The organism is Oceaniferula flava (genome assembly GCF_016811075.1).
GTDB classification, from domain to species: Bacteria; Verrucomicrobiota; Verrucomicrobiia; order Verrucomicrobiales; family Akkermansiaceae; genus Oceaniferula; species Oceaniferula flava.
On record NZ_JAFBGL010000001.1, the window covers coordinates 516,610 to 543,249 of the forward strand.

Annotated in this window: 20 protein-coding genes; 9 read left to right on the plus strand and 11 right to left on the minus strand. The window is 57.0% G+C overall.

What is annotated here, in order from left to right; all coding sequences use genetic code 11:
* Positions 1–29: 29 nt before the first annotated feature.
* Positions 30–1,292 (minus strand): TolC family protein, encoded by a 1,263-nt coding sequence (locus JO972_RS02230; protein ID WP_309488361.1) that lies wholly within the window; start codon positions 1,290–1,292, stop codon positions 30–32.
* A 129-nt stretch (positions 1,293–1,421) separates the two neighbouring features.
* On the minus strand, positions 1,422–1,898 hold the full coding sequence (locus JO972_RS02235) for a hypothetical protein (protein WP_309488362.1): 477 nt from the start codon (positions 1,896–1,898) through the stop codon (positions 1,422–1,424).
* Positions 1,899–2,149: 251 nt separating this feature from the next.
* Between JO972_RS02235 and JO972_RS02240 the strand changes: the two genes are divergently transcribed.
* Positions 2,150–3,547, plus strand: a complete 1,398-nt coding sequence (locus JO972_RS02240) for a tetratricopeptide repeat protein (RefSeq protein ID WP_309488363.1) — start codon at positions 2,150–2,152, stop codon at positions 3,545–3,547.
* Positions 3,548–3,726: 179 nt separating this feature from the next.
* Here the strand turns inward: JO972_RS02240 and JO972_RS02245 are convergent, their stop codons facing one another.
* The 6 genes from JO972_RS02245 to JO972_RS02270 form a co-directional block, all read right to left on the minus strand.
* On the minus strand, positions 3,727–4,668 hold the full coding sequence (locus JO972_RS02245) for a hypothetical protein (RefSeq protein ID WP_309488364.1): 942 nt from the start codon (positions 4,666–4,668) through the stop codon (positions 3,727–3,729).
* 168 nt (positions 4,669–4,836) lie between these two features.
* Complete coding sequence (gene rplS / locus JO972_RS02250; RefSeq protein ID WP_309488365.1) at positions 4,837–5,184, minus strand: 50S ribosomal protein L19; 348 nt, start codon at positions 5,182–5,184, stop codon at positions 4,837–4,839.
* A gap of 196 nt (positions 5,185–5,380) precedes the next feature.
* Entirely contained in the window at positions 5,381–8,245 is a 2,865-nt protein-coding gene (gene acnA, locus JO972_RS02255) for an aconitate hydratase (RefSeq protein WP_309488366.1), read from the minus strand.
* Positions 8,246–8,449: 204 nt separating this feature from the next.
* Entirely contained in the window at positions 8,450–11,224 is a 2,775-nt protein-coding gene (locus tag JO972_RS02260) for a bifunctional aconitate hydratase 2/2-methylisocitrate dehydratase (RefSeq protein ID WP_309488367.1), read from the minus strand.
* An 80-nt stretch (positions 11,225–11,304) separates the two neighbouring features.
* Positions 11,305–11,796, minus strand: coding sequence for a Cif family virulence factor (locus JO972_RS02265; protein WP_309488368.1), 492 nt, complete (start codon positions 11,794–11,796; stop codon positions 11,305–11,307).
* A gap of 31 nt (positions 11,797–11,827) precedes the next feature.
* Positions 11,828–13,087, minus strand: coding sequence for a hypothetical protein (locus JO972_RS02270; RefSeq protein WP_309488369.1), 1,260 nt, complete (start codon positions 13,085–13,087; stop codon positions 11,828–11,830).
* Between the two features lie 219 nt (positions 13,088–13,306).
* On the opposite strand from JO972_RS02270, the gene JO972_RS02275 reads away from it, so the two are divergent.
* Entirely contained in the window at positions 13,307–13,699 is a 393-nt protein-coding gene (locus tag JO972_RS02275; protein WP_309488370.1) for a YlbF family regulator, read from the plus strand.
* A 67-nt stretch (positions 13,700–13,766) separates the two neighbouring features.
* Positions 13,767–15,386: a hypothetical protein gene (locus JO972_RS02280; protein WP_309488371.1), complete on the plus strand. Its 1,620-nt coding sequence runs from the start codon at positions 13,767–13,769 to the stop codon at positions 15,384–15,386.
* 10 nt (positions 15,387–15,396) lie between these two features.
* On the opposite strand, the gene metF is transcribed toward JO972_RS02280, so the two are convergent.
* A complete protein-coding gene (metF, locus tag JO972_RS02285; RefSeq protein WP_309488372.1) occupies positions 15,397–16,299 on the minus strand; it encodes a methylenetetrahydrofolate reductase [NAD(P)H] in 903 nt (300 codons plus the stop codon).
* 146 nt (positions 16,300–16,445) lie between these two features.
* On the opposite strand from metF, the gene JO972_RS02290 reads away from it, so the two are divergent.
* The 3 genes from JO972_RS02290 to JO972_RS02300 all read left to right on the plus strand — a co-directional run bounded on the left by JO972_RS02290 (position 16,446) and on the right by JO972_RS02300 (position 20,018).
* On the plus strand, positions 16,446–17,354 hold the full coding sequence (locus tag JO972_RS02290) for an EF-hand domain-containing protein (protein WP_309488373.1): 909 nt from the start codon (positions 16,446–16,448) through the stop codon (positions 17,352–17,354).
* 87 nt (positions 17,355–17,441) lie between these two features.
* Positions 17,442–18,740 carry a hypothetical protein gene (locus tag JO972_RS02295; RefSeq protein ID WP_309488374.1) on the plus strand — a complete coding sequence of 433 codons (1,299 nt, stop codon included), beginning with the start codon at positions 17,442–17,444 and terminating at the stop codon, positions 18,738–18,740.
* A 129-nt stretch (positions 18,741–18,869) separates the two neighbouring features.
* Positions 18,870–20,018 (plus strand): hypothetical protein, encoded by a 1,149-nt coding sequence (locus JO972_RS02300; protein ID WP_309488375.1) that lies wholly within the window; start codon positions 18,870–18,872, stop codon positions 20,016–20,018.
* A gap of 4 nt (positions 20,019–20,022) precedes the next feature.
* Here the strand turns inward: JO972_RS02300 and aroE are convergent, their stop codons facing one another.
* Both aroE and gltX read right to left on the minus strand, forming a co-directional pair.
* On the minus strand, positions 20,023–20,940 hold the full coding sequence (aroE, locus tag JO972_RS02305; RefSeq protein WP_309488376.1) for a shikimate dehydrogenase: 918 nt from the start codon (positions 20,938–20,940) through the stop codon (positions 20,023–20,025).
* On the minus strand, positions 20,937–22,265 hold the full coding sequence (gene gltX / locus JO972_RS02310) for a glutamate--tRNA ligase (protein ID WP_309488377.1): 1,329 nt from the start codon (positions 22,263–22,265) through the stop codon (positions 20,937–20,939). The genes aroE and gltX overlap by 4 nt, the downstream gene beginning before the upstream one ends.
* A gap of 122 nt (positions 22,266–22,387) precedes the next feature.
* On the opposite strand from gltX, the gene JO972_RS02315 reads away from it, so the two are divergent.
* From JO972_RS02315 to JO972_RS02325, 3 genes are all read left to right on the plus strand, one after another.
* Complete coding sequence (locus JO972_RS02315) at positions 22,388–24,313, plus strand: tetratricopeptide repeat protein (protein ID WP_309488378.1); 1,926 nt, start codon at positions 22,388–22,390, stop codon at positions 24,311–24,313.
* 65 nt (positions 24,314–24,378) lie between these two features.
* Positions 24,379–25,743 (plus strand): dicarboxylate/amino acid:cation symporter, encoded by a 1,365-nt coding sequence (locus JO972_RS02320; RefSeq protein ID WP_309488379.1) that lies wholly within the window; start codon positions 24,379–24,381, stop codon positions 25,741–25,743.
* Positions 25,744–25,816: 73 nt separating this feature from the next.
* Positions 25,817–26,566 (plus strand): YcbK family protein, encoded by a 750-nt coding sequence (locus JO972_RS02325; RefSeq protein ID WP_309488380.1) that lies wholly within the window; start codon positions 25,817–25,819, stop codon positions 26,564–26,566.
* Positions 26,567–26,640: the final 74 nt, after the last annotated feature.

A 26,640-nucleotide genomic window follows, 5' to 3' on the forward strand; every position in this document is an offset into this window, starting at 1 on the left:
GACAAGCGGGTGGAAAAAAATCGGGCTGCTTAGCGGGCCAAGGCCGATTGGTAACGGACGCGTGCGAGGTGGAACTCGCGCAGGGCATCGAGTCGCGAACTCGCCAACCTAAGCAGCTGCTCACGGGTGCGCAGGTTCGCCTGCAGGTCTCCTTGGCCGTTGCGATACGCCTCATCGGCTAGGTCGGCCTGGGCCTGGGCGAGGGGCAGAAGTGTGTCGGAGACCTCCCTGGCTAGTTTAGCCCATTCCTGCATCTCCCGGTGGGCCGTTGCCGCCTCGTGACGGATATGGTGCGCCAGCGCTTTGGCCTCTTTTTCCTTCCGCTGTTTGCGGGCATCCGCCGCTTCGATGGCTCCTTCGTTTTTGTTGTAAAGGGGCAGGGGGATCTTCAGTCCGATGCCGACCGTGGTCTCGGTTTCGTAGCCCTCCGGTGCGTCCTCGCTGCGTTCGATGCTGCCGGAAATGGAAACCTCGATATCGTCGCGGCTCTTCGCCCGTTCCAACGCGGCGGCATGGTCGGCTTGTTGGATGGCGATCTTGGCCGCTTTCAGGTCCGGCCGATCGTTCGGGTCGACTGATCGGCTCGGGGTGCTGATTTCCGGGAGGTGGCCGGTGACGACCAGTGAATGGTTCACCGTCATACCTAACAGCGGCTTCAAGTTGCCCATCAAGGTGGCGGCCTCGGCGTCGAGCTGGCGGAGTTGGTTGCCAAGCTGGGCGGCTTCGAGTTTCGCCTGGCCGGCATCGAGGATGGACCCTTCACCTTTGGCGGCGGCGTTGCTGATGTACTCGGCGAGTTGGGTGCAGACCTTCAGCTGCTTTTGCAGCAACTGCTTGTGGTTGCGCAGGGCGAGGATTTTGACGGTGATCAGTCGGCTCTGCTCGACCAGGCGCCGCTCGACATCGCGCACCTCGGCTTCGGCCTGTCGCACGGCGGAGAGGGAGACGGCTTTTTCCAGCGCGAGCCGATTGGTCACCGGAAACTTGCGCGCGACGCCAATACTGAACGCGCGCTCGCGGAAGTCCTTGTTGTGCGAGGCTCCGAGTTCCAGCTGCGGGTTGCTGTGGCGTCCCGACTGGCGCAAGCGGCCATAGGCCTCCGCGATCCGATAACGTGCTGCGGCGAGGTCGGGGTTTTGTTTTTTAATGCGGTCTGGAATCGACCCCAGAGAAACGACGAGAGATTCAGCGCCAGCGGAAAACGGGGCTGAGAGGGTGAAAAGGGCAGCGGTGAGCGCTGCACAGGCCATCTTGGAATGGGGGATGGCCGGGAGGAATGATGGGAAATACATGAGATTGGATAGCTTAATCGACCGGTAGAAAAGGCGGCACCGGATAACCGCATAGGTAAACAAACCCACCGCCAGGGCACAGTGCTCCGGAGGCAGGGGGATGGGCGGTCTCACGCACGTGAAACCGGATTAAGCCATCGACGGCCCACGCACAGGGGTCGTCTTGGTGACCAGGCACCGATGGAGCGAACGTAGTTCGGTCGGTGGGTCGGGGAGGAGCTCGAGGCGGGTGTCGGCCGCCACGAGGCTGGAGATGCGCTCGGCAAGTCGGCCGAAGTCATCGCCGAAATCGTCGAAGGGGACGATGTTAACAAGAGGAGGAGTTGGTAATTTGACGCCATCTTGGATGATCACGCTGTCGGAATCGATGATGAAGCAGAGCTGGCAAGGTGCCGGCTTGTCGTGGTTATTGTGCTCCTCGCCATCGTCCGGTGAGTGATCGTGGCACTGGTCCGCGGAAAGTGGGCAGTGGGCCGGGGAAGTGCAAATCGTCTGGCAGCACGAGGCTTCCGTGGTGTGGAACAGGCCAAACTGATCCGAGGCGCAGCGCCCGAAGGCGATGAGCAAGAGCATCACAACGATGATGGATCCGAAATTACGCAACACGCTTAAATTGCTTCTTGGCGGACCAAAGTCAAGCTGATTTACCAATTAGCGATTTTGTTAGGACGCGCGGGATGGCGTGAAAAGAGTGGAAGTGCTTGGTGGAGAGCAAGGGGGCGAATTATGCACCCTCAACGGTGATAAAATTCAATGTGGATGCTTGCCAAGGGAGCACATTTGGAGATGATTACAACATAGTGATACATTAATTGGCATTTATTATCGCCGTGTATCAGAGAACCCAATCAATGACTATGTCCGAAGAAATCACTGAATTGACCGAAGCCGAATTGCCAGCCAATGTGAAGGCTCTTTGGCTCAAGGCACAAAGCGCTTTTGAATTAAAAAACTACACGTATGCGATCAGCCTGTGCCATGCCGTGTTGAAATCCGAGCCTGGTTTTTACGATGCCCGCAAGCTTGCTCGTAATGCCGCCGCATCTGAAAATTCGGGTAAGAAAAAGAAGAAGGGTCTGTTTGGTGGCAGCGGTCTATCGCTGATGAAAATTCCAGCGATGGGCAAAAAAGATCCAGTCGGCGCCATGGCGGCCTTGGAGACCGAGCTGGTCAAAGCTCCCTTCGACGGACAGGCGAACGATTTGCTCTTCGACTGCGCGCTGCGCTTGAACCTTCTGAATACCGCAGCTTTTGCACTGGAAACCGTGCGCCGCGGATCTCCTGAAAATACTAAATTGCTGCATAAGCTGGCCGAACACTATCTGGCTCGCGACATGCCGGATGAGGCATCCGCTGTTTACAACGACATCGTCAAGCAGGACGCAGCTGACATGGACGCCGTCAAGGGGGCAAAAGACGCCACTGCACGGGCATCCATGAAGAAGCAGAAGTGGGAAGAGGCTCAAAGTTTCCGCGACGTGCTGAAGAGTTCAGATGAATCAGCCGAGCAAGAGAATGCCAACCGTGCGGCAATGACGCGCGACCAGATGATGGAAAAACTGGAAACCCTTTCCGCGGCTTACGCGGGAGACAACCAGAACCTCAGCCTGGTGAAGGATATCGCTTCTCTCTACGAGCAGCTCGAAGACTGGCCGAATGCTTACTCGTTCTTCCAGTATGCGTATGACCTTTCCGATAAGGATGTGGCCCTGCAAAGCAAGGCTGCTTACATGAAGGACAAAGCCGCTGAGTTCCAGATTTCTGAACTCAAAAAAGGTGTCGAAGCTGATCCTGAGAACGAAGAACTTCGTCAACAGTATGAAGCTGTCATGGCGGAGCGCACCGGCGAGCAAGTTGAAGAGGCTCAGCAACGGGTCGACCGCAACCCGACCGATCCCCAGCTGCGCTACGAGCTTGGACTGGCGCTCTATAACTCCGGCGACTACAGTGCTGCGATCCCTCACCTGCAGCAGGCGACTCGTAACCCTCATATCCGCACCCGTGTGCTCCTACTCCTCGGAAGAACTTTCAAGGCCAAGGATATGCACGATTTGGCGATCAAACAGCTTTCCGACGCACTGGCTGATCTGGTGGGTATGGACGGCACCAAGAAAGAGGTGCTTTATGAAAAAGGCCTTATTCACGAGGACATGGGCGACAAGGAAGCTGCGCTCAACAGCTTCAAGCAGATTTACGAGGTCGATTACGGCTATCGTGATGTGGCTCAGCGTGTGGAGCAATCCTACAGCTCCTAGTATCTCTCGCTAGCAAAGATTTCAAACGCCGCTCCGCCGTTCATGGTGGTGCGGCGTTTTTTTGTCTGCGAGCCGTGCGTGCTGCAGTGTTTCCGCAGGGACAGTGGGAATTGGGCGCGCCAGGGAGAGCATTTTCCGGCAGCCGCTTGCACGCATCAGGGGTGCCCGCTGTCGGGGGCTTATTCCTTCATGCTCTTGACGAATTCACGCCACATCAGACGGGTGACGTAGAACTGCAGAAGATCGTCCGGCTGCACACCTGCAGGATATTCCGGCAAGGGGGAGAAACTGGTTTCTGTGGAGAGGTGGTTGCGAATCAGGGCATAAACACCGGCGGCCACCTGGCTGGCAAGAAGCTCGGGCTGCTTGGGGTCGGCCATGAAGGAAATGGGCGGTGTTTCCGCAGTGGCGCCTTCACTGGTGCTGCTGGGACGGGTGAACCAGATGGCGATGGGGATGCGTGGAGTCTTGATGCCGGAGCCCTTGCCAATAGTGGCTTGGGTATCGACTTTCACCACATTGCCCGAGGCGTTGTCGATGAGAGCAGCGGCCATTTTCAAGGCATTCTCGAGCACGGCTTTGTCTTGGATCGTCGCGCCTGCATGCAGGGTGAGTGAAATATCGGCTGAGGGGTCCGGGTTCCACGGCGGCAGTGAGCCGCGGATGCGCTGAATCGCGCGGACTGCTTGCAGTCGTTCTTTTTCGTCAGGATTCGAGGTGTCGATCACTCGTTCCCAGGCCAACAGCGCGCGTTGGAACTGGGCTTTGGTTTCGAGCTGGGTGGCCAGATGAATCATGGCTGCCGCACCTTTGTCGCCATAGGTGCCGTATTCGGACAGCGAGGGAGCCAGATTGAGATCGCCTGCGGGGATGATTTCCTCCTCCTGCTTGGCCGTGGCGGAGGACTTTGGCTTGATCGGAGTGGGGTCCGCTAACAGCGCCGCATTGATGGGTTTCGGCGGCGGGGTGTTGGGTCGGCTCTTTTCCCACTCGATGGCGACTTCCGCCAAACGTTCAGGTGTCGGCGGAGCGGTGAAGTCTTCGTCTTTGGTTCCCAGATACCACACGCCGGCAGCGACGATGAGGCAGCTGGGGATGGAGAAGTATAAAGGAACACGCATGGGGAAAATGATGGGCTAGGAGCTCAGGGGCAGTGACGAGGAGGGTCGGGATGCTGTGCTGGGTAAGTCCATTGAGCGACCATCGCTGGCACAAAAAAAGCCTCCCATGACAGGAGGCTTTTGAAAATAAAAATAGCGTTCGATGAACGACTTTGAGTCGATTCCGAATTACTCGCTGTCAGCGGACTTCACGAGAAGCGCACGCTTACCAACGCGGTCGCGCAGGTAGTTGAGCTTGGCGCGACGAACTTTACCACGGCGGGTGACTTCGATTTTGGCAACACGTGGTGTGTGCAGTGGGAAGACACGCTCGACACCCTCACCGGAGGAAATTTTACGCACGGTGTAGGACTCGTTGATACCGCTGCCTTTTTTGCCGATGCAGAGACCAGCGAAGATCTGGATACGCTCTTTACCACCTTCGACCACGCGGCAGTGAACTTTCAGGCTGTCGCCCACGTTGAAGTCTGCGACGTCTTTGATTTGCTCCTTTTCGATTTTATCGATGATGTTCATGGCTTGGCGTTAGGTTGAAAAATGGTTGAAATAGGGTGTCAGCAACCTGATCTGGCGCTGCGCGGGCGGGAGAACTATCTCATGGAACATGGGAATGCAACTGTTTTTTCGTCACTTTTCACGCTCCGAGGCGTATTTTAGCCAATTGTTTAGGAAATACGTCATTTTTATGAGATCGAGCCCCGCATTTTCAGGCTTAGGCTTCTGCGTGGTCGAGGATCTGATTCAGCACGTAGGGCAGGATGCCGCCGTTGAGGTAGTAGTCGACTTCCGCCGGGGTGTCGATGCGCACCACCAGGGGGATATCGAAGCTGCTGCCATCCGCTTTGGTCACCGTGAGCGTGGCGTCCTGGGCTGGGGTCAGTTTTCCTGAGAGCCCGGTGAGGCTGAAGGTGGCGTCGGCGAGGTCGGCAACTTTGTCGTAGTCAGTCTTGTCCTTGAAGTTCAGCGGCAGCACACCCATGCCGATGAGGTTGGAGCGGTGAATGCGCTCGAAGCTCTTGGTGATGACCGCGGAAACACCGAGCAATCGTGTGCCCTTGGCCGCCCAGTCGCGGGACGATCCCATGCCGTAGTCCTCGCCACCGATGACGATGAGGTCCGTGCCGTCTTTGCGGTAGGCTTCGGCGGCGTCATAGATGAAGGCCGGTTTGCCATCGGCGAAGGGGGGGATTTCCTGATCCGGCGCGGTGACTTCTTGTGGTCCGAAATACTGGGTGTATCCGCCTTCGATGCCATCACACATCAGGTTCTTGATGCGCACGTTACCAAAGGTGCCACGGGTCATGACCCGATCGTTTCCGCGGCGTGATCCGAAGGAGTTGAAGCTGGCTTTTTCCACTCCGTGTTCCAGCAGATACTGACCGGCTGGCGAGCTGGGCACGATGGCGCCGGCGGGGGAAATGTGGTCGGTGGTCACGGAGTCGGCAAAAATACCGAGCGCGCGCGCATCGATGATGTCCTTCGCCTCGGTCGCCGGTGTGCGCGAGAACCCATCGAAGAACGGAGGGTTCTGGATGTAGGTGGATTGGTCGTCCCAGCTGTAGACATCGCCGGTGTCCGATTGGATTTCCACCCAGTTCTGGTTGGCGGTGTCGAGGTGGCTGTAGAGTCTGTTGAAGACCTCCGGCACGAGCGCGGAGTCGATGACCTCCTTGAGCTCGTCCACGGTCGGCCAGATGTCTTTGAGGTAGACGAGATTGCCGTCTTTGTCCTTGCCGATGGGATCGTTGGCGAGGTCGAGATCCACGCGACCTGCGAGGGCGTAGGCGACCACCAGCGGCGGTGACATCAGGAAATTGGCGCGGATAGATCCGTGCACCCTGGCCTCGAAGTTACGGTTGCCGGACAGCACGGAGGCGCAGACGAGGTCGCCCTCTTTGATGGCATCTTCAATCGCCGGATGCAGTGGTCCGGAGTTGCCGATGCAGGTGGTGCAGCCGTAGCCGACGGTTTGGAACCCGAGCTGATCCAGCTCCGCTTGCAGGTGGGTTTTGTTGAGGTAGTCGGTGACCACGCGGGAGCCTGGTCCGAGCGAGGTCTTGACGTAGGGCGCCACGCTGAGACCGAGCTGGTTCGCCTTTTTCGCCACCAAACCAGCGGCCAGCATCACACTCGGGTTCGAGGTGTTGGTGCAGGAAGTGATCGCAGCGATAAGGACGGAGCCGTGGGTGAGCTGGGTATCGATCGGGTCGAAAGCTTCCGAGGCGTCGACTGCGTCTGGAGTGGGCCGGTTGGTGGTCATTTCCGCCTTGTCCATTTCTGCGCCAGGCTCGGTGGTTTCCAAAAGTGAACCAATGGCGACGCCAGCTGGCTCAGGCATGTGTATGTCGATGATGGTGTTACGGCTCTCGGCGCTGCGACCGAATCCGCCGGCGGAGGTAGGTGCCTCGAACAGGGCGTTGAATTTCTCGCCTAGCTCAGGCACGTCGATGCGGTCCTGGGGGCGTTTCGGGCCGGAGACGGCGGGGACCACGGAGTTGAGATCGAGGGTGAGGTCATCGGTGTAGTCGATGTCTCCTTTTTCTGGGATGCCCCACATTTCCTGCGCCTTGAAGTAGTTCTCCACCGTCTGGCAGACCTCGGCGGATCGACCGGTGCCGCGCAGGTAGTTGACGGATTCTTTGTCGACCGGGAAGAAGCCCATGGTGGCACCGTATTCGGGGGCCATGTTGGCGATGGTGGCACGGTCTGGGAGAGAGAGCGCTTTGGCGCCCGGGCCGTAGAACTCGACAAATTTCCCCACCACACCATGGGCGCGTAAGATCTCCGTGATGCGCAGGGTGAGGTCGGTGGCGGTGACGCCTTCGTTCAGTTCGCCGTGTAAATAAACACCGACCACTTCCGGCACGAGGAAAGTAACAGGTTGGCCTAACATCGCAGCCTCCGCCTCAATGCCACCCACGCCCCAGCCAACCACGCCGAGGCCGTTGATCATGGTGGTGTGGGAATCGGTGCCGACCAAGGAGTCGAAATAATGCACGCCGTCTTTTTCTAACACACCTTTCGCCAGGTATTCCAAATTCACCTGGTGCACGATGCCGATGCCGGGGGGAACGACCTTGAAGGAATCGAATGCTTGCTGCCCCCATTTGAGAAATTCGTAGCGCTCCTTGTTGCGGATGAACTCGATCTTGAGGTTGCGGTCGAGTGCCTGTTGGGAACCGGCGAAATCGACCTGCACCGAGTGATCGATCACCAGGTCGACCGGGACCAGGGGCTCGACCACTGACGGATCTGCTCCGGCGTCAGCGGCGGCATTACGCATCGCCGCGAGATCGACGACCAGTGGCACGCCGGTGAAATCCTGGAGGACGACGCGGGCGACGGTGAACGGCACTTCGTAGTTGCCCGGCTTCGCGGCATTCCAGTTGGCGAGGTTCTGAATGTCTTCCTCGGTGACCTTCTTGCCATCCATATTGCGCAGCAGCGATTCTAACACAATGCGGATGGAAACAGGCAGTCGGCTGATGTTGCCAAAGCCTTGTGCTTGCAGAGCGGGGAGGGAATTGAATTTACCTTCTGCCCCGGCTCCAGTTTGAAAAGTTCTCAGTGTGTCCATATTGCTATGACTATAACACGGAGATCCGAGCGTGCCAGAGGGAAGTCGTTAGTTTTGCTGACTTGGTTGAGGAATAGGTCTCATCGGTCCTATAAGACCTATGGTGCAGTATTGTTAGGTAGAACTCAAAAAGTGCCGCAGCACAAAAAAAGAGCGGCAGGAGAACCTGCCGCTCTTGGGAAATGGGATCTCGGATGCTCGTTGTTAGGCGATGGCGACCAGATCTTCGACCGGTGGGGCGAAGGTGGTGAGGTCGATGCCTTCAACGGCGACTTTGTATTCCTCGAGGGTCGGGGTGCGGCCGAGGATGGCGGAGAGCACGACGACTGGGGTGGAGGATAGTAGAGACTCGCCTTTTTTCCGATCGGAGTCAGCTACGACGCGGCCTTGGAACAGGCGGGTGGAGGTGGCCATGACGGTATCACCTTTTTCCGCTTTTTCCTGGTTGCCCATGCAGAGGTTGCAGCCGGGGCGCTCGAGATACATCATGTTCTCGTATTCGGTGCGGGCGACTTGTTTCGGTGCGTTATCGTCAAACTCGAAACCGGAATACTTCTGGAGGATGTTCCAGTCGCCTTCGATCTTGAGCTCATCGATGATGTTGTAAGTGGGGGCGGCGACGACCAGTGGGGCGTTGAATTTGATCTCACCCTTGGCTTGCTCCAGGTTGCGGAGCATTTGCGCGAGGATCTTGAGGTCGCCTTTGTGCACCATGCAGGAGCCGACGAATCCGAGGTCGACCACTTTCTCACCGGCGTAGTGGGAGAGGGCGCGGATGACATCGTGGGTGTAGCGCTTGGAAACGTCGTCGTTGTTGACGTCCGGATCGGCAATCATCGGTTCGACGATTTCCTCGAGGTCAACCACCAGCTCGGCGTGGTAATTGGCATTGCTGTCGGGCGCCAGTGGTGGTTTCTCACCGGAGCGGATTTGCTCGATGCGCTTGTTGGCTTTGTCGACCAGCCCCTGGAGGACTTTGATCTCATTGTCCATGCCCTTGTCGATCATGATCTGGATACGGCCCTTGGCGATTTCCAGCGATTCGATGAGGGTTTCCGGTTGGGAAATACAGATGGATGCCTTGGCTTTCATCTCGGCGGTCCAGTCGGTGAAGGTGAAGGCCTTATCCGCTGGCAGGGTGCCGATGTGGACTTCGATGACGCGACCTTGGAAGACGTTGTCGCCGAATTTTTTTAGCATCTGCAGCTGGGTGGCGTGCACCACATCACGGAAATCCATGTGCGGCTGCATCTTGCCTTTGAAGGTCACCTTGACTGACTCGGGAATGGGCATCGAGGCCTCACCGGTGGCGAGTGCGAGAGCGACGGTTCCGGAGTCGGCACCGAAGGCCACACCCTTGGACATGCGGGTGTGGGAATCGCCGCCGATGATGATGTCCCAATCGTCCACCGTCAGGTCGTTGAGCACCTTGTGGATGACGTCGGTCATTGCGTGGTATTCGCCTTTGGGGTCGCGCGCGGTGATCAGGCCGAACTTGTTCATGAAACTCATCAGGCGCGGAATGTTGGCCTGGGCTTTTTTATCCCAAACCGAGGCGGTGTGACAGCCGGACTGGTAGGCGGCGTCCACGATCGGTGAGATCACGGTGGCGGCCATGGCTTCGAGCTCCTGGGAGGTCATCAGGCCGGTGGTGTCCTGGGAACCGACGATGTTGACTTCGACACGGACATCGGAGCCGGCGTGCAGTGGCTGGTCTGTGGCGGTTCCGACGGAGTTGCGGTTGAAGATTTTTTCCACCGCAGTGAGCCCCTGACCGGCGTGGGAGATTTCTTTCGATGGCGCGTAAACGGTGGGCATCTCGGTGCCGAGCGTTTCAGCTGCGAAGGTTTGTAGTTTCTTGCCGAAGACGATGGCGTAAGAGCCGCCGGCCTTGATGAACTCGACTTTCTGCGGGGTGAGTGCCGCGGAGATATCGACCAGTTCCTCGCCGTTGCCGTAGAGCTTTTTGTCCTTGGTGTTGATGGTGAGCAGGGTGCCGGTATCGACGGAGTAAGTCTGCTCGAGCACAGGGTCGCCATTTTCATCGAGCACTGTTTTGCCCTCGGCGTCGGTTTTTCTGACCCAGTTTTTCAGGTCGATACCAATGCCTCCGGTCACGCTGACGGTGGTCAGGAAGATCGGAGAAATGCCGTTGGTGCCGGCGACGATCGGGAAGATGTTGACGAAGGGAACGTAGGGGCTGGCAGGTTTACCGGTCCACAGTGAGACATTGTTGATGCCGGACATGCGGGAGGATCCCACGCCCATGGTGCCTTTTTCCGCGATGAGCATGACGCTCTTGTCGGGGTGCATTTTCTGCAGCGCCTTGATCTGCTCCTGCGCTTCCGGAGTGATCATGCACTTGCCGTGTAGCTCGCGATCGGAGCGAGAGTGAGCCTCGCCACCGGGGGAAAGCAGGTCGGTGGAGATATCGCCTTCGCCGGCGACGTAGGTGACGATCTGAATTTCTTCAGGCACCTCGGGAAGCTTGGTGAAGAACTCCGCCTTGGCGTAGCTTTCGAGAATGTCTTTGGCGACGGCATTACCTGCCTTGTAGGCATTTTCCAGACGCTCCATGTCGGCCTCGTAGAGATAAACCTGGGTCTTCAGCACCTCGGCCGCATCCTTGGCGATGCCAGCGTCCTCACCGAGGGCGAGATTGAGCAGGACCTCGATGGAGGGTCCGCCTTTCATGTGGGAAAGCAGCTCGAAGGCAAATTCTGCGGTGATTTCCGGCACGGATTCCTTGCCGAGAATGATCTCCTCCAGGAAGGTGGCTTTGGCACTGGCGGCGGCGGTGGTGCCGGGGAGGGTGTTGTAGATGAAGAAATCGAGGGAGTCCTTGCGGTGCTCGTTGTCGGTGTCTTTGATCTGCGCGATGATTGCGGCGATCAGGTCAGCTCCATCGATGGGCTTGGGGTGAAGGCCTTCACCTTTACGTTCTTCGATTTCTTTGAGGTAGTCTTGGTAAATGCTCATGATTTTGCAGGCGCGCGGAGATTAGTATCCGTGTCTAGTTTGTCAAGGTCGCGAGCCTGACGAGGTTGGAAATGCCACGATTAGGGTGTTTTACGCACCAAGTCGGCGGATTGAAGCAGCCAAGTGTCCTCTTTGCTCCGCACCCAGATCAAGGTGGCATCGGCTTCGTCGCTGTAGCTTGAGCCCCCTTTGGTGGTGACGTGCATTTCAAAATGAGCGTGGACTTCTGCCTGGTTGCCTTCGAGATTGATGATCTCAATCTCGGTCACCTCGGCGCGGGTGAATTGGCAGCTGAACCCGAGGTATTGGTGACCCGAGACCGCATCGTCCCGACCGATGTCGCCCTGGTAGTTTTCGACATCCACGGAACCCACAAAATCGGCATCGAGCAAGGCAGCAAAGTCCTGGCCCTTGAATCCCCGGGTTGCTTTGCTGTCACCTGCGGAAATGGTCAGCGTCTCAGCCAGTTCGCGGGTGTTACGCTTGATGACTTGACTGGCACTAAACCACCAAACCAGAAACCCCACAATCAGGGTAAAGATGACGGAGACGATGAGGAGTGGCTTTTTCACAAGGCGAGCTCGCGTGTGTAATAGCTGATTTCTAGCGACCTCTTCTGGTGCGGGTAGCGTTGTTGCGAATGGCTTCCGAGACGTTGTTGCTGTCCATCCAAGCGGCTGCCGCATCGGCGTCGCGGCGGTGCCACTCGTTGAGCACGCGACTGTAATAGCGTGGTTGGTTCTCGACATTATTCAGCGTTGAGACTTTGGAAAGGGCCAGTTCAGGATTGCTGCGGGCCGAGCTCCAGATGAAGCTGCGCGCCACGCTGTCGTAGCCGTCGGTGCCGGCCATGGAGTCGAGCCATTGCGAAGCCTCTTCCGGTGATTCCTGAGTGTATTCTCCGATGAGCTCGCTAGCAGCACGCACCTTGTCGGCGCCGCTCAGGGTTTCTGTCCAGGCAACGGCGGACGCGACATCGTTGTCGGCCCAGGTGTCGGCCACTTCGCCAATGGCACGCTGGCGCTGTTCTTCATCACTAAGTGACATCACCCAGCTGGCAGTGGCTTCCGGATCTTTCTCGGCGAGGCTTTCTGCGAGTCGGGCCGTGGCGCCATTGCGCAAGCGTTCATCATCGAGGGTGTTCAGCCATTGCTGAGCTTGTTCTTGTCCTAGCTCGGCGATGTGGGGAATGATGGTGGCCAAGGCGTCGCCACGCTCGCGGCTGTAGGGCAGCGTGCCCATGATTTCGGTCGCTTGTGCAGGGTCGGTTTTCACCATGCCCCGGATCACGCCTACCAGCCATGGGTTGGCGCCGTCGCCATCATAGTGGCTTTCCGCCCACTGCAGGGCACCGGTCGGGTTATCAGCGGCCCAGCTGCTGAGAATGGTTTGGCGGGCAAAACGTGAGCCGGTATTTTCTTCGGCGTAGGCGAGGGCGCTCAGGGGATCGGACTTCGCCCAGGCATGCAGCAGCATTTCATACTCCGCCATGCGCTCGCGTGTTAGACCAGAGGCTCGGAAATCGGCGACCACTTGTTCAAAGTCGTTCGGGCCGAGTCGACCAATCAAGGCAAGTAGACTTTGCACCCTCTGGATGGGGTCGTCATCCTTTACGATGTTGGAAATATCGAGATCTTCTTTGGATGATCCACGGCCGGATGCTCCGTCCCGTCCTGCATTTCCACGGCGTGAGGATGATGCGTTGGATGCCGACGACCGGTAATACGATCGGGCGTTCTCCGGCACATCTGCAGTATCGTTTTTATCGGAATCGTTGGACGATTGGATTTTGGCTCCAACGATGTAAGCGATGCTCAGGCTGAGCACCCAAGCGGCAGGGATAAAGAGGTGTGTGGATTTCATGGGCAGGGAACAGAGTAGGGGCTGTGGATTATGGTGCTACGTAGATATGTAGGAATGACTTTCAGATTCACAGTTGATAAAGGAGCGAAATCAACTGGGCGATCTGTGTGTATAATTTATGATCCCTTTGAATTTCAAAAATACACGCTCAGAGGTTGCCAAGTCCCCAACCACGGGCTAAGGGAAGACATGAGCATTTTTGCTAAAGATTCCGCTGTCATGGCGAAGACCAAGGAGCTGTGTGAAGCAATCGCACAAGATATCGAATTTGTGGCCCTGCAAGGTCAGGTGGAGCGTTTTCTCGAAGATGATGCTGCCAAGCTACAGTATCAATCCGTCCACGAGCGTGGTGAAGAGCTTCATCAGAAGCAACAAGCTGGTGTCGAACTGGGTGAACGCGAAATTCAGGAGTTCGAATCCGCACGCAATGGCCTTCTTGAAAATGAAGTTGCCCGTGACTTCATGGATGCTCAGCAAAACCTCCAGACACTTCAACAAACCATCAGCAAATATGTCGGTATGACCATGGAATTAGGCCGCGTGCCTGAGGCTGAAGATCTGGATCAGTCCGGTGGCGGTGGCTGCTGTGGTGGCGGTTGCGGTTGCGGCTAAGCCATACGGATTTTCACCATCCTCCCTACATAGGTTCCCTTTGTGAGGGGGGCCGACTGATGATACCATGATGAGTGCCAAAGAAGAGAAGCGGATTGCATTCAACGAACAGATGAATGCATGGGTTTCTCGTCAGGGACTGTGGTTTCAGCTTCGACACGCTGCCGAAGGGCAATCTTTGATGGCGCGTATGACGCGTCTAGGTGGAAGATTGCTTTTGGTGGTGGCCTTGCTTGCTGTTGCCATATGGATCTATCTGTTCAATCGCATTGAGCGCGATGGTTTCCGGGAGGATGTTCGCATAAGCTTGGAGGAAACTTTCAGAGCTGAGAGCTGTGAGGTGGGCGAGATTCGCAAAGAGCGAGAGCTCGCGACGCTGGCTTACATCAAGTTGGAAGGATCCGAAGAGGCTTTTTACGAGCACTTGGATGCGCGCGGTGTGCGCACCAGCGTGTCACTTTTGGACGGTGTCTATGGCGCCTGGGATGGCAAGAGTGTGCTGATAAACCGCCTGGATATCGATCTCAAAGCCGGCGGTAGCGATGATGCCTCCGCTGCTAAGTCTTTCGCCGCTTTATTTGTTGAGCACGATGGCTTTACCTTTGAACGTTTTGAAAGCCCGGACGCTAATCTGAAGTGGGGCTATTCCATTCGCAATCAAGGATACATTTCCAACAGCCAACTGAGCGCTAGCCGTGAAGGCGACGGCTGGAGGTTGCAATTTAAAGGAGGAAATTTTGGCCAGAACTGGCTGCGTCCCCTGAAAATTGAGAACATGGTGGTGATGTGTTCTCCCCGTGGCGTGATCATCGAGGAGGCACAGCTCACAGCGGAAGACGGCAGTGGCCGATTGACGTTCGATCTCGCTGTCGGATCCGGCAGCCAACCTAGCTTGAATGGCAAGCTGACTATCGAGTCGATGCCGCTCGACACCCTACTATCTCCCGCATTCAACGAGTGGATTAGTGGTTCCATCTCGGGCCAAGGGACGATCAGCGGATCGACCAACAGTCAGCAGGGGGTGGTCTTCGATATTCAGTTCGAGCTGGAAGACGGCGACCAGTTGGTGGTGCGTGATAGCATCCCGATCCTTTCCGCGCTGACCGTGGTGGATCTCTACAATAGTTATCGGCGAGTGCCATTCGACCAAGGAGGTTTCCACCTGCGAAGCGGCAGCGATTTATTCCATCTCGATCAAATCGACCTTCAAGCCGGCGATTTACTCCACTTGGCCGGGGCCGTTACCGTGCGACCTCCAAGCATCAAGGAAATTGCTCAGGCTCTCAATATCGAGAATGTCGAGCAGGTGAAGAATATTTTGGAGAAAAACTGGAAATACCAAGATGATGTCTTGGTGGATACTCAGACAGGATCTAAGCTCACTGGTGCTACCCCTCAGTCAGTCGAGCAAGGGAGCCAAGCTGGTTTGTCTCAACCGCAAGATGCTGTGGAGAGCGTGCTACGCAGCGCCATACTCAACGAGCGTGGAGTAAAGCGCTACGAAGGGGCGATCAAGTTAGGTCTGAAAGCGGATGCTTTCGATAAGGCTCCGAAACTGAAAGCTGCGTATCCGGTGGATGCTCAGACAAACCGAATTTGGATGCACACGCCGCTGGAGGGTCGCCTGCAAACACTTACGCTCAGCCAGGCCGAGCGGTTGTATTTACTGGGGCGGAAACGCCAATAGGTCAGGGCTGCTAGGAAGCGCTGAGGCCAAGCGAGGCGTAGACTTCACGAGTCGCCCGACTCTGGTTAAGCGTGTAGAGGTGAATGCCATCGACATCGGCATCGAGGAGCCCCGAACACTGCTCGGCGGCAAACTGAATGCCCACGCGCTCGACGGCTTCTTGGTTGTCTCCTGCGCGGTCGAGGGCTTTCAACAGGCGCGCAGGGAAGTGCGCCCCACCAGCCAGCTCAGCCATCCGGCGAAGCCCCTTGGTGGAGGAGATAGGCATGATGCCGGCAAGGATAGGGACGTGAATCCCCGCCAGACGACAACGGTCGCGGAAGTCCAGGAAGTCGTGGTTGTCAAAAAACAATTGAGTGCAAATGTAATCGGCTCCAGCGTCGATTTTTGCTTTGAGATAGTCCATTTCCAGCAAACGATTCGGCGTGTCCGGATGACCTTCAGGAAAGGCGGCGACACCAATGCCGAAGCCGCGAGGATCCGGGTGTTTGCCACTTTCGTTGAACTGCTTGATGTGAGCCACCAGATCCGCGGCGTGCTGGAAGGCATCGCCGGAGCGATCATAGACGCCTTGATTCATCGGCGGATCTCCACGCAGAGCAAGGATATTACCGATGCCAGCCTCCGCGTAGCGCTCAAGCGTGGCGGTGACCTCCTCGGCGCTGTGTGCCACACAGGTGAGGTGGGGGATCGGTGGGATGTCGGTGGTGTTCTTGATTTTCAAGACTAAGTCGTGCGTCAGTTCGCGGGTGGAACCTCCTGCGCCGTAGGTGACACTGACAAATGACGGATCGCAAGACGCCAGGTCACGGATCGTTTCGTAGAGCGCCTGCGCAGCCTTGGCGGACTTCGGAGGGAAGAACTCGAAGGAGAAGGTCGGCCGTTGGCTCTTGAAAATATCTTGAATATGCATGTCTGAGCAGTGTTATCCTTGAACAATCGCGGAAACGGAATAAAAAAATCCATACAGTCACAACTCCTCGCTCAGTTCGGGGTTATAAGCTGTGTCAAGAGTCTGCTAGGCACACTACTTGCTAACTCGGTTCAACCATCAAGAGTATGAAATTCTCCATTCACCACTACCCCTCGGTCACCAAAACGATTAGTCGGTTCTCATCGTTGACCCTGTGTTGCTTGCTGTTCACTCCTGCTGCGGTCACGGCTTTGGAAAAACCGGATGACCGCCCCGGTGAGGAACTGCGTGATGGGCGTGACGGACAGGACGGACGCGAGAGTCGTGAAGGGAAGAAGAAAAAGCGTGACGACGACCGCCGTGGGCGTGGTTCCAATTTCAAATCTCTCGATACCGATACCGATGGCTATCTGAGCTTCGAGGAGTTCTCGGCTTCAGAGCGCTTGGCACGTATCGAGGAGGAGAAACGTCGCCGACTTTTCAATTTCCTGGATCGCAACAAAGACGCCAAGCTTGAAGAAAAAGAACTCAAACCTCGTGATCACGGTTGGCTTTCGGGTCTGTTGAAGGATTTTCGCCGTCTCGATCGAGATCAAAGCGATGCCCTTGACTTGGCCGAATTCTCTCAGGCCAAAGAGGTCGCTGAAAAAGAGGAAGACGCCCGAGTGGCCATTTTCAAACGGATCGACCGCAATAAAGACGGCGTCATTCAACGCGAAGAGCTGAAAGGCTCCGGTCGATCGAAGTCACGTCACGATCTGGACTTTAAAAAATACGATACCAACGACAGCGGCGGGCTCGATTACGCAGAGTTTTCCAAGCTCCCATTCGTCGGTCGCTTGCCAGACGAGCGTCGCCGGGCTCATTTCGACCGGATTGATACCGATAACAATGGTGAGATCTCACGTGATGAAACGCGTGCCGCGCCTCGGAAGTCGCCCCGACCTCCTCGTTTGAAAGATGAAAAGGGGCCCGATCGTCCTCGTCCCCCGCGTCCAGACCAGCCAGGACCACCTGAGCCCCCAGCACCCGCTGAGGATGCTCCATCAGAGTGATCAGTGCTTCTGGATGCAGACTGCGTGCAATTTCGATGAGCGCAGGCTTGCAAGAGGCCTGAAAATTCGTTGTTGTGTCGTATCCATATGAGCCAGCAAGACGGGAACAAAGATCAGCCTTCACCGATCAACGAAGGGAGCCCCAATTCTGGCAGCTCCACAAGCTCTGGGGCAGACGAAGGGAAGAAAGTCACTCGTCTGATTGCCAAAAAAGTCGAGGTCCCTGCGGACGAGAGCGCAGAGCCTAAGGCGATCCGGCCTGAACCTCGACAGCTGTCACCCGCTAAGGTTGAGGCCGTGCATGAGCCGAGTGAGGAAGAAACCGAAGAAGTCACACGCTTGGAAGCAGCGGACCGGGCTGCGGCTCAGAAAGCCAAGCAGTCGGCACAAAAGCCACCTAAGCTAGCCAAGTTCGAAAAGCGTGAAGAGGCGACTAGCGAAGAACTGAAACAGGAAGTGCAGTGGGAGGAAAACCGGCCCGTAGGCTGGTGGATCGCCATTGCCGGCGGCATGTTATTAGTCGTGGTGATTGGTGCGGTGATGCTCAGTAACTACCTGCGATCATCCGAGCTGGATGATGTGGATGTGCCTGTGGTCGAAGTCGCCAGCACTGAGAGTGCTTATGCCGGCACGCCTCAAGAATGGTTCCGCAATCGTGCCGGCACCCTGGTGGACGAGGCTTCCGATGTGTTGCGAGCATACGGCGAAGCTGAGAACGACCGTGAAAAGAGCGCATGGGTGCGGAATCCGGACCGTTTTTTGGAGCGGGTGGCCACTTGGCCTAGATCGATTCAGCCCCGGCCTGGCGCCCATGACAAATCGAAGCCCGAGATCAAGGATACCGATTCCACCGGCTACCTCGTTCTGCAGACCGAAGATCAGGATTACATGCCGATGAGTGTCTATTTCGTGAGGGATGGTGAGCAATTGAAAATCGATTGGGAGGCCAGTGCCGCCTGGTCAGAGATGACTTTTGAGTCCATGCGTCAAAAGCAACAAGCGAGGGAAGATCTTAGGAAATCGACCTCGTCCGTATCCACCGTCAGCTCTGTGGACCCAGAGGAGGCTCCCGCATTTCCCGGTGATATCTTGATCCGCTGCCTGATTCAGCGGAGAAATGAGTTCTACGCCGGTCCATACAACGATGAAGAGCACTCGGCCTTCATGCTGGCATCGCCTGATCTCGGTCAGTCTTTCTGGGGCTACGTCGATCGTGACTCCGCACTGGATTTGGAATTGCGGCGTCTTTTGGACCACGGAAGCTTCGTGGTTTCGCTCAAAAAAAATGTTCGAGTTACCCTACGTGTTAGAAGTGGTCAAAAAGATGCCTTGCCATCGCAGCTGGAAGTGGTGGAATTGGTTTTCCCCGATTGGGTGGCCCCATAATTAAGCCTCGCTTGCCAGCGCTCGATCTATTTTCAATACCATCATTATCCGTCTAACAATCTCATGGCCAATTTGACCCGAGGACATTTCCATTGTTCCGAATGTAATTCACTTTTTGAGTCGGACATTGTGGATCCCGATGATCAGAAATGTCCGCATTGCGGCAAATTACCGACCGGGAAAAAGCAGGGGAAATCTCTGCCTCGTGCGAATGTGGCCACTCTAGGCGCGGCTCACGCGGGTGGAATGTCTCGTAGTGGACTTACTCAAGACGCGTTGGAAATTCAGCAGGCTGCAGCCGTGGGGGATGACGCCAAGGGGCGCATCAAACGCACCAAACGGCGCGAAGCACGCAGCAAGAAAGTCATCGTATTGCTCAGTGTGTGGCTACTGCTGATGGCTTTGACCGTTGGACTGGTCAAATACTTCGGGGATGAAGACGGTGAGGGGGAAGATCTCGCTTTAATTGAGGAGCGCGCACGGATGCAGCGTGAGGCTGAGCTGCTGGCCGCTAAGAATGTCATCAAGGAAGCGTTGCCCATTTGTAAGAACACGTTAATTGGTTTCCTCAATGCCACCGATGCTGCTGGGAAGGCTCAGTATGTCTATCAGGGCCGTGAACTGGCTTCGCAAATGAGTCTCTATTACCGACGGAACCCCAGTTTTTCCTCTGTCCGAAGTCAGGCACAAATCGTCAGGGCCGAGCTTTTGAAGGGGACAAAATATCCCACCATCGGCGCTATTTGTGCCAACCAGCAGAAAGAGCTTTTTGAAGCGGCTTTCGTCAAGGTCGGGCCAGAGTGGAAGCTCGATTGGAAGTTCATGATGCGTTACGACGATCGTTCATGGTCGCTTTTCCCATCCGGAGACGAGGGTGACGAAGGCGAGTTCCGCCTCTACATGCGTGTCCGCGATTCCAACAAGAAGTTCGATCAGGAGGAAATCAGTCTGGTGTTCTACAAGCCGCAAATTTATCGCGACGGCGAGTTTCGCGGTGAGCCATCACCCACGGTGCGCGTGCCGGTGGACAGTGCGCTTGGGCGTCAAATTATCGAGATGGCTGGTCATGAGGACGACATGAAAAAAGATGCCTACGGCTTCACTCTCGTCACGCTCGATCCTCCTGGTTACCACCGGGTGCGCGTCAAGATGCGTCTACACAAGGATGGCTTGGAGAAGGAGTTTGAGCTGTTGGAAATCCTGGCACAGCACTGGTATGGCGCCGATGTGCTTAGCGAGGAGCTCGCGCCTGCCGACGCATCGGCGGCAGACGCGTAAGTCATTAGATCGCCGAGAGCAGGCCACGGCGCATATCCTCCGTCGGTGTCTTGCCGGGGAACCAGTATTCGTAGGCTAACACCCCTTGGTGAAGTAACATGGAGAGGCCGTTGGCCGTCTGCGCACCGGCTTGCTTGGCGGTGGCTAAGAGCTTGGTTTCCGCCGGCTTGTAGATGGCGTCGTAAACCAGATGCTGCGCTTGGATGCACGCCGCTGGCAGTGGTAGGGGATCGCTATCCTTCATGCCCAAGCTGGTGGCGTTGATAATCAGATCCACTTCTTGCGCAGCTTGCTCGATCGCCGGGTCCTCCGGACTGATAACGCGCAGCACGTCCGGGTTCTGGACATAGCGGTGGAGCTCTTCGGCCAGCGCTTCGGCTTTTGGCAGGGTGCGGTTCACCAGCAGTAACTGCGGGCAGCCGAGGCGGGCGCACTGGGTGGCAATTGCTCTGCCGGCACCGCCGCCCACGCCCAAGGTCATCACGCGTTGATCTGCGAGTTCCACCTGGAATTCTTCTTGGATGGCTCGCGCCAGTCCTGGGCCGTCAGTGTTGTGGCCTAGGGTCTGGGTGGATGTTTCGTTGGGAAAGCGGATGGTGTTGACCACGCCGATCGCTTGGGCATCGGCACTGAGCTCGTCGCAGCATTCCATGGCCTCCAGTTTGTGGGGCACCGTGACATTGCAGCCGATGAAGCCGAGAGCTTTCATCCGCTCGAAGGCCTCCGCCACCTGTCCGGGCTGAACTTCCAGTCGGATGTAACGCAGGTCGGCACCGGCCGCATCAAGCGCCGCCTGATGCATGGCTGGCGATGCGGAGTGCGCCACCGGATAGCCAATCACCGCTAGGCGCGCGGCCTTCGTGGCCCCTTGATCAAGCAGCAGCCGATCGCTCAGGTCAGAGATCTGATAGACGTCCTTCATGAAAGTTGCTCCACGGTGCGGTTGATACGGCGCACACATTCTTCTTTTCCTAGCAGATCGAGGATGGCTCCCAGATCGGGGCCTCCGGCTTGTCCGCTGAGCGCTACCCGCGTGGGGAACATCAGCTGGCCTGGTTTCGCTCCGTTGGCCTTGGCGGTTTCACCGATGGTGGACTTGGCCGCGGACCAGTCGTCCAGCGATGCGAATGCCTCGGCGAGCTGCTTGAGCAGGTCGGCGACAGCTTCGTTGCCGCGGACTTTGTCGAGGGCTTTGGCATCGTAAGCAAAGTCGGCGTTGAGGAAGAACTCGATGGCGGCGGGCACTTCGGTGAGCAGCTTCACCTTCTCCTGCACGGAGGCAATGATCTCGGTGCTGTTCTCAGGCAGGGTCTCGTAGGTTGCTTGCACGTAGGGCATGGCGCGTTCGGCAAAGGCTTCGGGGCTCAGCTGCATCAGGTGCTGCTGGTTGATCCAAGCGCATTTTTCCGAATCGAACTTCGCCGGCGAACGGTTCACGGCTTCCAGGCTGAAGCGATCGACAATTTCAGCCATGGAGAAAATTTCATTTTCGTCCTTGGGCGACCAGCCTAACAGGGCAAGGAAGTTGAACACCGCCTCGGGCAGGAAGCCGTCCTTGATGTAGCCGTCGACCGATGCTCCTTGATCGCGTTTACCCATTTTTGAGCCATCCATATTGAGGATCAGCGGAATGTGACCGTATTGCGGAGGTTCCACGCCGAAGGCTTCAAAAAGCTGCAGGTGCTTGGGCGTGTTCATCAGGTGATCTTCACCGCGGATGGCATGGGTGATGCCCATTTCCAGATCGTCCACTACATTGACGAAGTGGAACACGTAGGATCCGTCAGAGCGGCGCACCACCATGTCGGGGGTGTTTGATTCCTCGCGGTAGTCGATGGTGACTTCTCCACAGATCAGGTCCTGCATGGTGATCGGCTTGCGCTCGAAGCGAAAACGCCAGGCGCCATCGTCTTCATAAACGCGATCGCTTTCCTGCAGTTTCTTGAACCATTTGTCGTAGGAGGCCTTGCGTTGGCTTTGGTAATACGGACCGTATTCGCCGCGCGTCGTGCCGTCAGGGCGTGGGCCTTCGTCCCAGTCGAGACCTAACCACAGCATGGCGTCAAAGATCGCTTGGCGCGCTTCGGGAGTGTTCCGCGCCTCATCGGTGTCTTCCACGCGCAGAATAAAGCTACCGCCGAGCTTGCGCGCTAACAGCCAGTTGAACAATGCGGTGCGGGCACCACCCACGTGAAGGTAGCCAGTGGGCGAGGGGGCAAATCGTGTGCGTATTTGAGAATCTTTCACACGCGCGGTGTAGCGTCCCACCCCTGTCAGCGCAAGTGCTGAGCGTTATTTCGTGAATGTTAATAAAATTTTATTCCGGTGAAATAAGCATCGCGCAAGGTCGGTAATGGTTAATGATCATCATGAACGACTCACATCAGTTGAAAAAATGGCTGACTCCCGCAGGAATCCTGCTGGTGATTCTGTGTGGGCTCTATCTCGGAGCCGGGGCGATTTCGGTGAACCTTGATCAGGAAAGGGAAGCCGGCACGGAGCGATCGGTGCAGCGGAATGTTTTTAAGAGTCTGCTGCGATCTGTCGATCACTTGGTGCGAAGTTCTAAAAAAAATCCAAGCGAGGACGCGTTGGACGACGTTGAGTCGTTGGAAAAATCCTCGCCAGCTAGCAGAGTGCAGTCGTATCAAGCGGCCCTCGATCATCTCGCCAAGAAGCAGCTGAAGCAGGACAAAACCGCGAAGGGCGCAGCGAAGAAAAAAACGTCCACCGCCAAGCTAGCCAAGACCTTTCAGTTGAAACCCCAAGATTACCTGCGAGGTGAGCTGCTCGCCGAGGCCTGTCAGATGGCCATGCGCAGTGAAGAACCGTGGCGGAATTTGATTCAAGTTTCCAGTGAGTATTCGCGCAATAGCGACCTCGATGTCGCCCGTGACCTGCTCCTGGTGGCCGAGCGTTTGGCGGTCTACCCGGGCGATCCGGAGAGGACGTCGACTGCCGTGGCGGAGGTGGTGAAGGCGATGCTTTCGCAGCGTCATGAGGAGGACGCGTATAAGGCGCTGCAGAACATTAGTATCGCCACTGCGCGGGAATCTGCGATGAGCACGGTGGCCTCTTGGGCGGCTCGACAAGGTCGACTTCGCACGGCGCGAAACCTGGCCAGCAGCATCACCACCACCACCGTGAAGGATACTGTTTTAGTCGCGATGGCGGAGAGCGAAGCCGCGTATGAGAATTACACCCGCGCGATGCACACCGCGACCCGGATTGAAAGCGAGGACTTGAGTAACAACGCCTACCGCCGCATCGCCCTGAAGCGTGCCGCCGTGCTCGATTTTGCCTCAGCTGAGCGTGCAGTCAGTTATATCAACAACAATGACATCCGCGATGCCACGCTCGGCTCCATTGCCAAGCAGCGTGCTCGCAGCGGAGATCTTGAGGGTGGCCTGGGCATCATCACCGGGATCAACGACCCGATGCTCGCGGATGCCTGCCTCCGCATCCTCGCGGATGAATTGGCCAAAGAGGGACGCTTTACTACCAGCTACTATGTCACCACCCGCATCAGCGATGAGCTTGAGAAATCCATGGCTTTGGAAAAACTCACGGTGGCTCAGGCAGGGGTAGGCGACCTGATGGGGGCCCTGGTGCGCGCTGATGCGATACCGATGGAAGGCATCCGCGAGCGAGCTCTTCGGTCGGTCTCCGCCGTCACCGCCAAGCTCGGTGCCGCCGGTCGCGCAAGGAATGTGGCCGTGAGTATCTGCTCGAACGAGGAACGCGCACGGGCCTACCGCAATATCGCCACCGCGGCGGCCGAGAATGGCGATCACACATCGGCATTCAACACCCTGCAGGAAATTGATGAACCCGACGAGAAGGCGCTGGCACTGGTCGAGCTGGCGCGCACCACCCAGAACCAGGGCGATAAGCGTCGCGCGCTGGAATTGCTGGAGGGAGCAGGGCGGGAGGCTCAGCAGCTGACGTCCAGCGGCGACATCGATAGTATCCGCGCCAACATGGCCGTGGCCTATGCCGAGCGGTCCGATTCGGGGAAATCCATGGTGCTGGTGAGAAAGATCGAGGACCAAACGGTGCGTGATGAGACATTCAGAAATCTCGCCAAAACGCTGGCGGTGAACCATGATGTGCAGTCGGCACAGGCCTCGGTATTTTCTATCAGTTCAGAGCCCTTGCGTCGCTCCGCCGCCGATAACGTCGCCAAGGCGTTGGCCAAAAGTGTCAAGCCGGAGAAGGCTCTGAAATACTCCAGATCTTTGTCCACCGGCAGACAGCGGATTGTGTTCTTGCTGGAGGTGGCTCGGCGGATCTAACGCCGTGAGAAAAATGGCCACATTCCACACTTCACTTTGAGGGGGGAGGGCATAGCATCGCCCTCATGTCCCAACCGAAGAAAAAACTGGCCGCGCACTGGCAGATCCTGCTCGCCCTCATTCTGGCCACCGGCACCGCCATTGTGTTCCGGAACATCAGCAAGACCGTCTCGGATGATTCGCAGGCATACATTTTCATTCAGCACGCGATCACCGTGTGTGGCTTTGTTGGGGATCTGTTTATCCAGGCCTTGAAGATGATCATCGTGCCGCTGGTGGCCAGTTCCATCATTGCCGGGATCGCCGGTCTGGGCGGCATGGATGGTTTTGGGCGACTTGGTTTGAAAACTCTCGGCTTCTACCTCAGCACCAGCTTGCTGGCTGTGGTGGTGGGCCTGCTGTTAGTGAATACCATTCAGCCAGGGTTGGAAAATGGCCAAGCCGATCCAGAGATCCGCGCCGCGCTGGAAAGCCAGGCGCAGGCTGCTTCGAGCGAGGAAGTTGCCAAAGTGGAGGCCGCCGGTGAGCGCAAGGCAGGTGACTACGCGGATCTTTTCAAGAAAATGATCCCTCCCAATATTGTCGCCGCCGCCTCAGACAACGGTCAGTTGTTAGGGATGATCTTTTTCTCCGTGCTCTTCGCTCTCGCGATGACCCGACTCCCCACCGACAGCATGAGCCCCTTGTTAGGCACCGTGCAGGGAATCAATGATGTGATGATCCGGGTCACCCAATGGATCATGCTTTTTGCTCCCATCGGTGTCTTTGGACTACTACTGCCCACTATCTATAAGACAGGACCGGAGATCTTCATCAGCCTTGGGAAATACTTCCTCACCGTGCTGTTAGCCCTGGGCATTCACATGTTTGCCGTTATGCCTCTGGTCCTTCGTTTGGTGGGGAAAGTGAACCCCTGGGCGCACTTCCGCAGCATGCGCATGGCTCTGCTCACGGCATTTTCCACCGCCTCCTCATCTGCCACTTTGCCTGAGACCATGCACTGCGTGCAGAAGAACTCCGGCGTCTCCAAGCGGGTATCCAGTTTTACCCTGCCTCTGGGCGCTACGGTGAACATGGATGGCACCGCTCTCTACGAGTGTGTAGCCGTGCTCTTCGTCGCCCAGGTGATGGGGTTTGACATGTCAGTCGGCACCCAGTTCGCCGTCGTGGTTACCGCGCTGCTCACCAGTATTGGGGTGGCCGGTGTGCCGTCGGCGAGTCTCGTTGCCATCCTGCTGATCCTCAACAGCTCCGGCATCCCCAATGCTAACATGGCGGTGGTGGCGCTGCTGGCCGTCGATCGCTTGCTCGATATGAGCCGCACTGCGGTGAATGTCTTTGGCGATTCCTGCGCCGCCGTTTGTGTCGCCCGCAGCGAAGGCGAGGGTGTTCTCGGCACTCAGCCAGCGCCCAAGAAGTCTCTGGTGTAAAACGACCGTTGCAGACTTCAAACGGTCGTTGTTTTGCGCTTAGATGATTCAGGGCTAGGGTGTTGGGCTCCCTATGATGAACGACCCCTCACACCACCCCCGCGCCCTGCACAGGCTCCCCAGCAATCAGCTCCAAGATCTCCCGGCCCCGCCAGCGGAGCCGATTCCTCGCAGGGCATTTTTGAAAACCTCCAGCCTCGCACTGGGAGGCGTGGCCGGTGCCTCGTGGTTGGGGGTGAAACATGGCAACGCTTTTGAGCAGATCTGGAATCAGATGACGCAACATGGAGATGTCATCCAGGCGGCGCATCCGCATGCCTCCGAACCCGATGCCGGTCAGTTGATCGAACCACGACCAGTCTATCAGCCGAAACCGCTGCCGAACCTTCCCCAGGTGAAGAACTACCGCAGCTATCTGGCCCAGCAGGAGCTGGACTACTTGAGCCCGGAAGAAATCATCCGACCGCATTTTAAATACCGCGCCGGTGTCTGCAGTGGCGTCCCGCCGAGACATCTCTGGAAGAATATGCTGCCCACCGCCAAGGTGGCGAACGAGATTCGTCAACGACTGGGGGTAAGTCTGCACACGGTGTCATCTGCCTACCGCTCGCCTGCCTACAATGCGCTCTGCCGTGGCGCGGCCAAGAACTCGCAGCACATGCAAAACCGGGCACTCGATCTGAAGTATGCCTGCGCTCCCCGGCAAGCCTTCGACATGGCCTGCCAGGTCCGTCGCGAGGGGTTTTTCCGTGGTGGCATCGGCCTCTACTCCAGCTTCATTCACATCGACACTCGCGGTCGCAATGCCACCTGGGGTGCCTAAGGGTGGGGGGATACAGCTCTATGAAAGACAATTCCTCCGTGACTTGATCCGGTTGGGAACGCTATGTGGGGGAT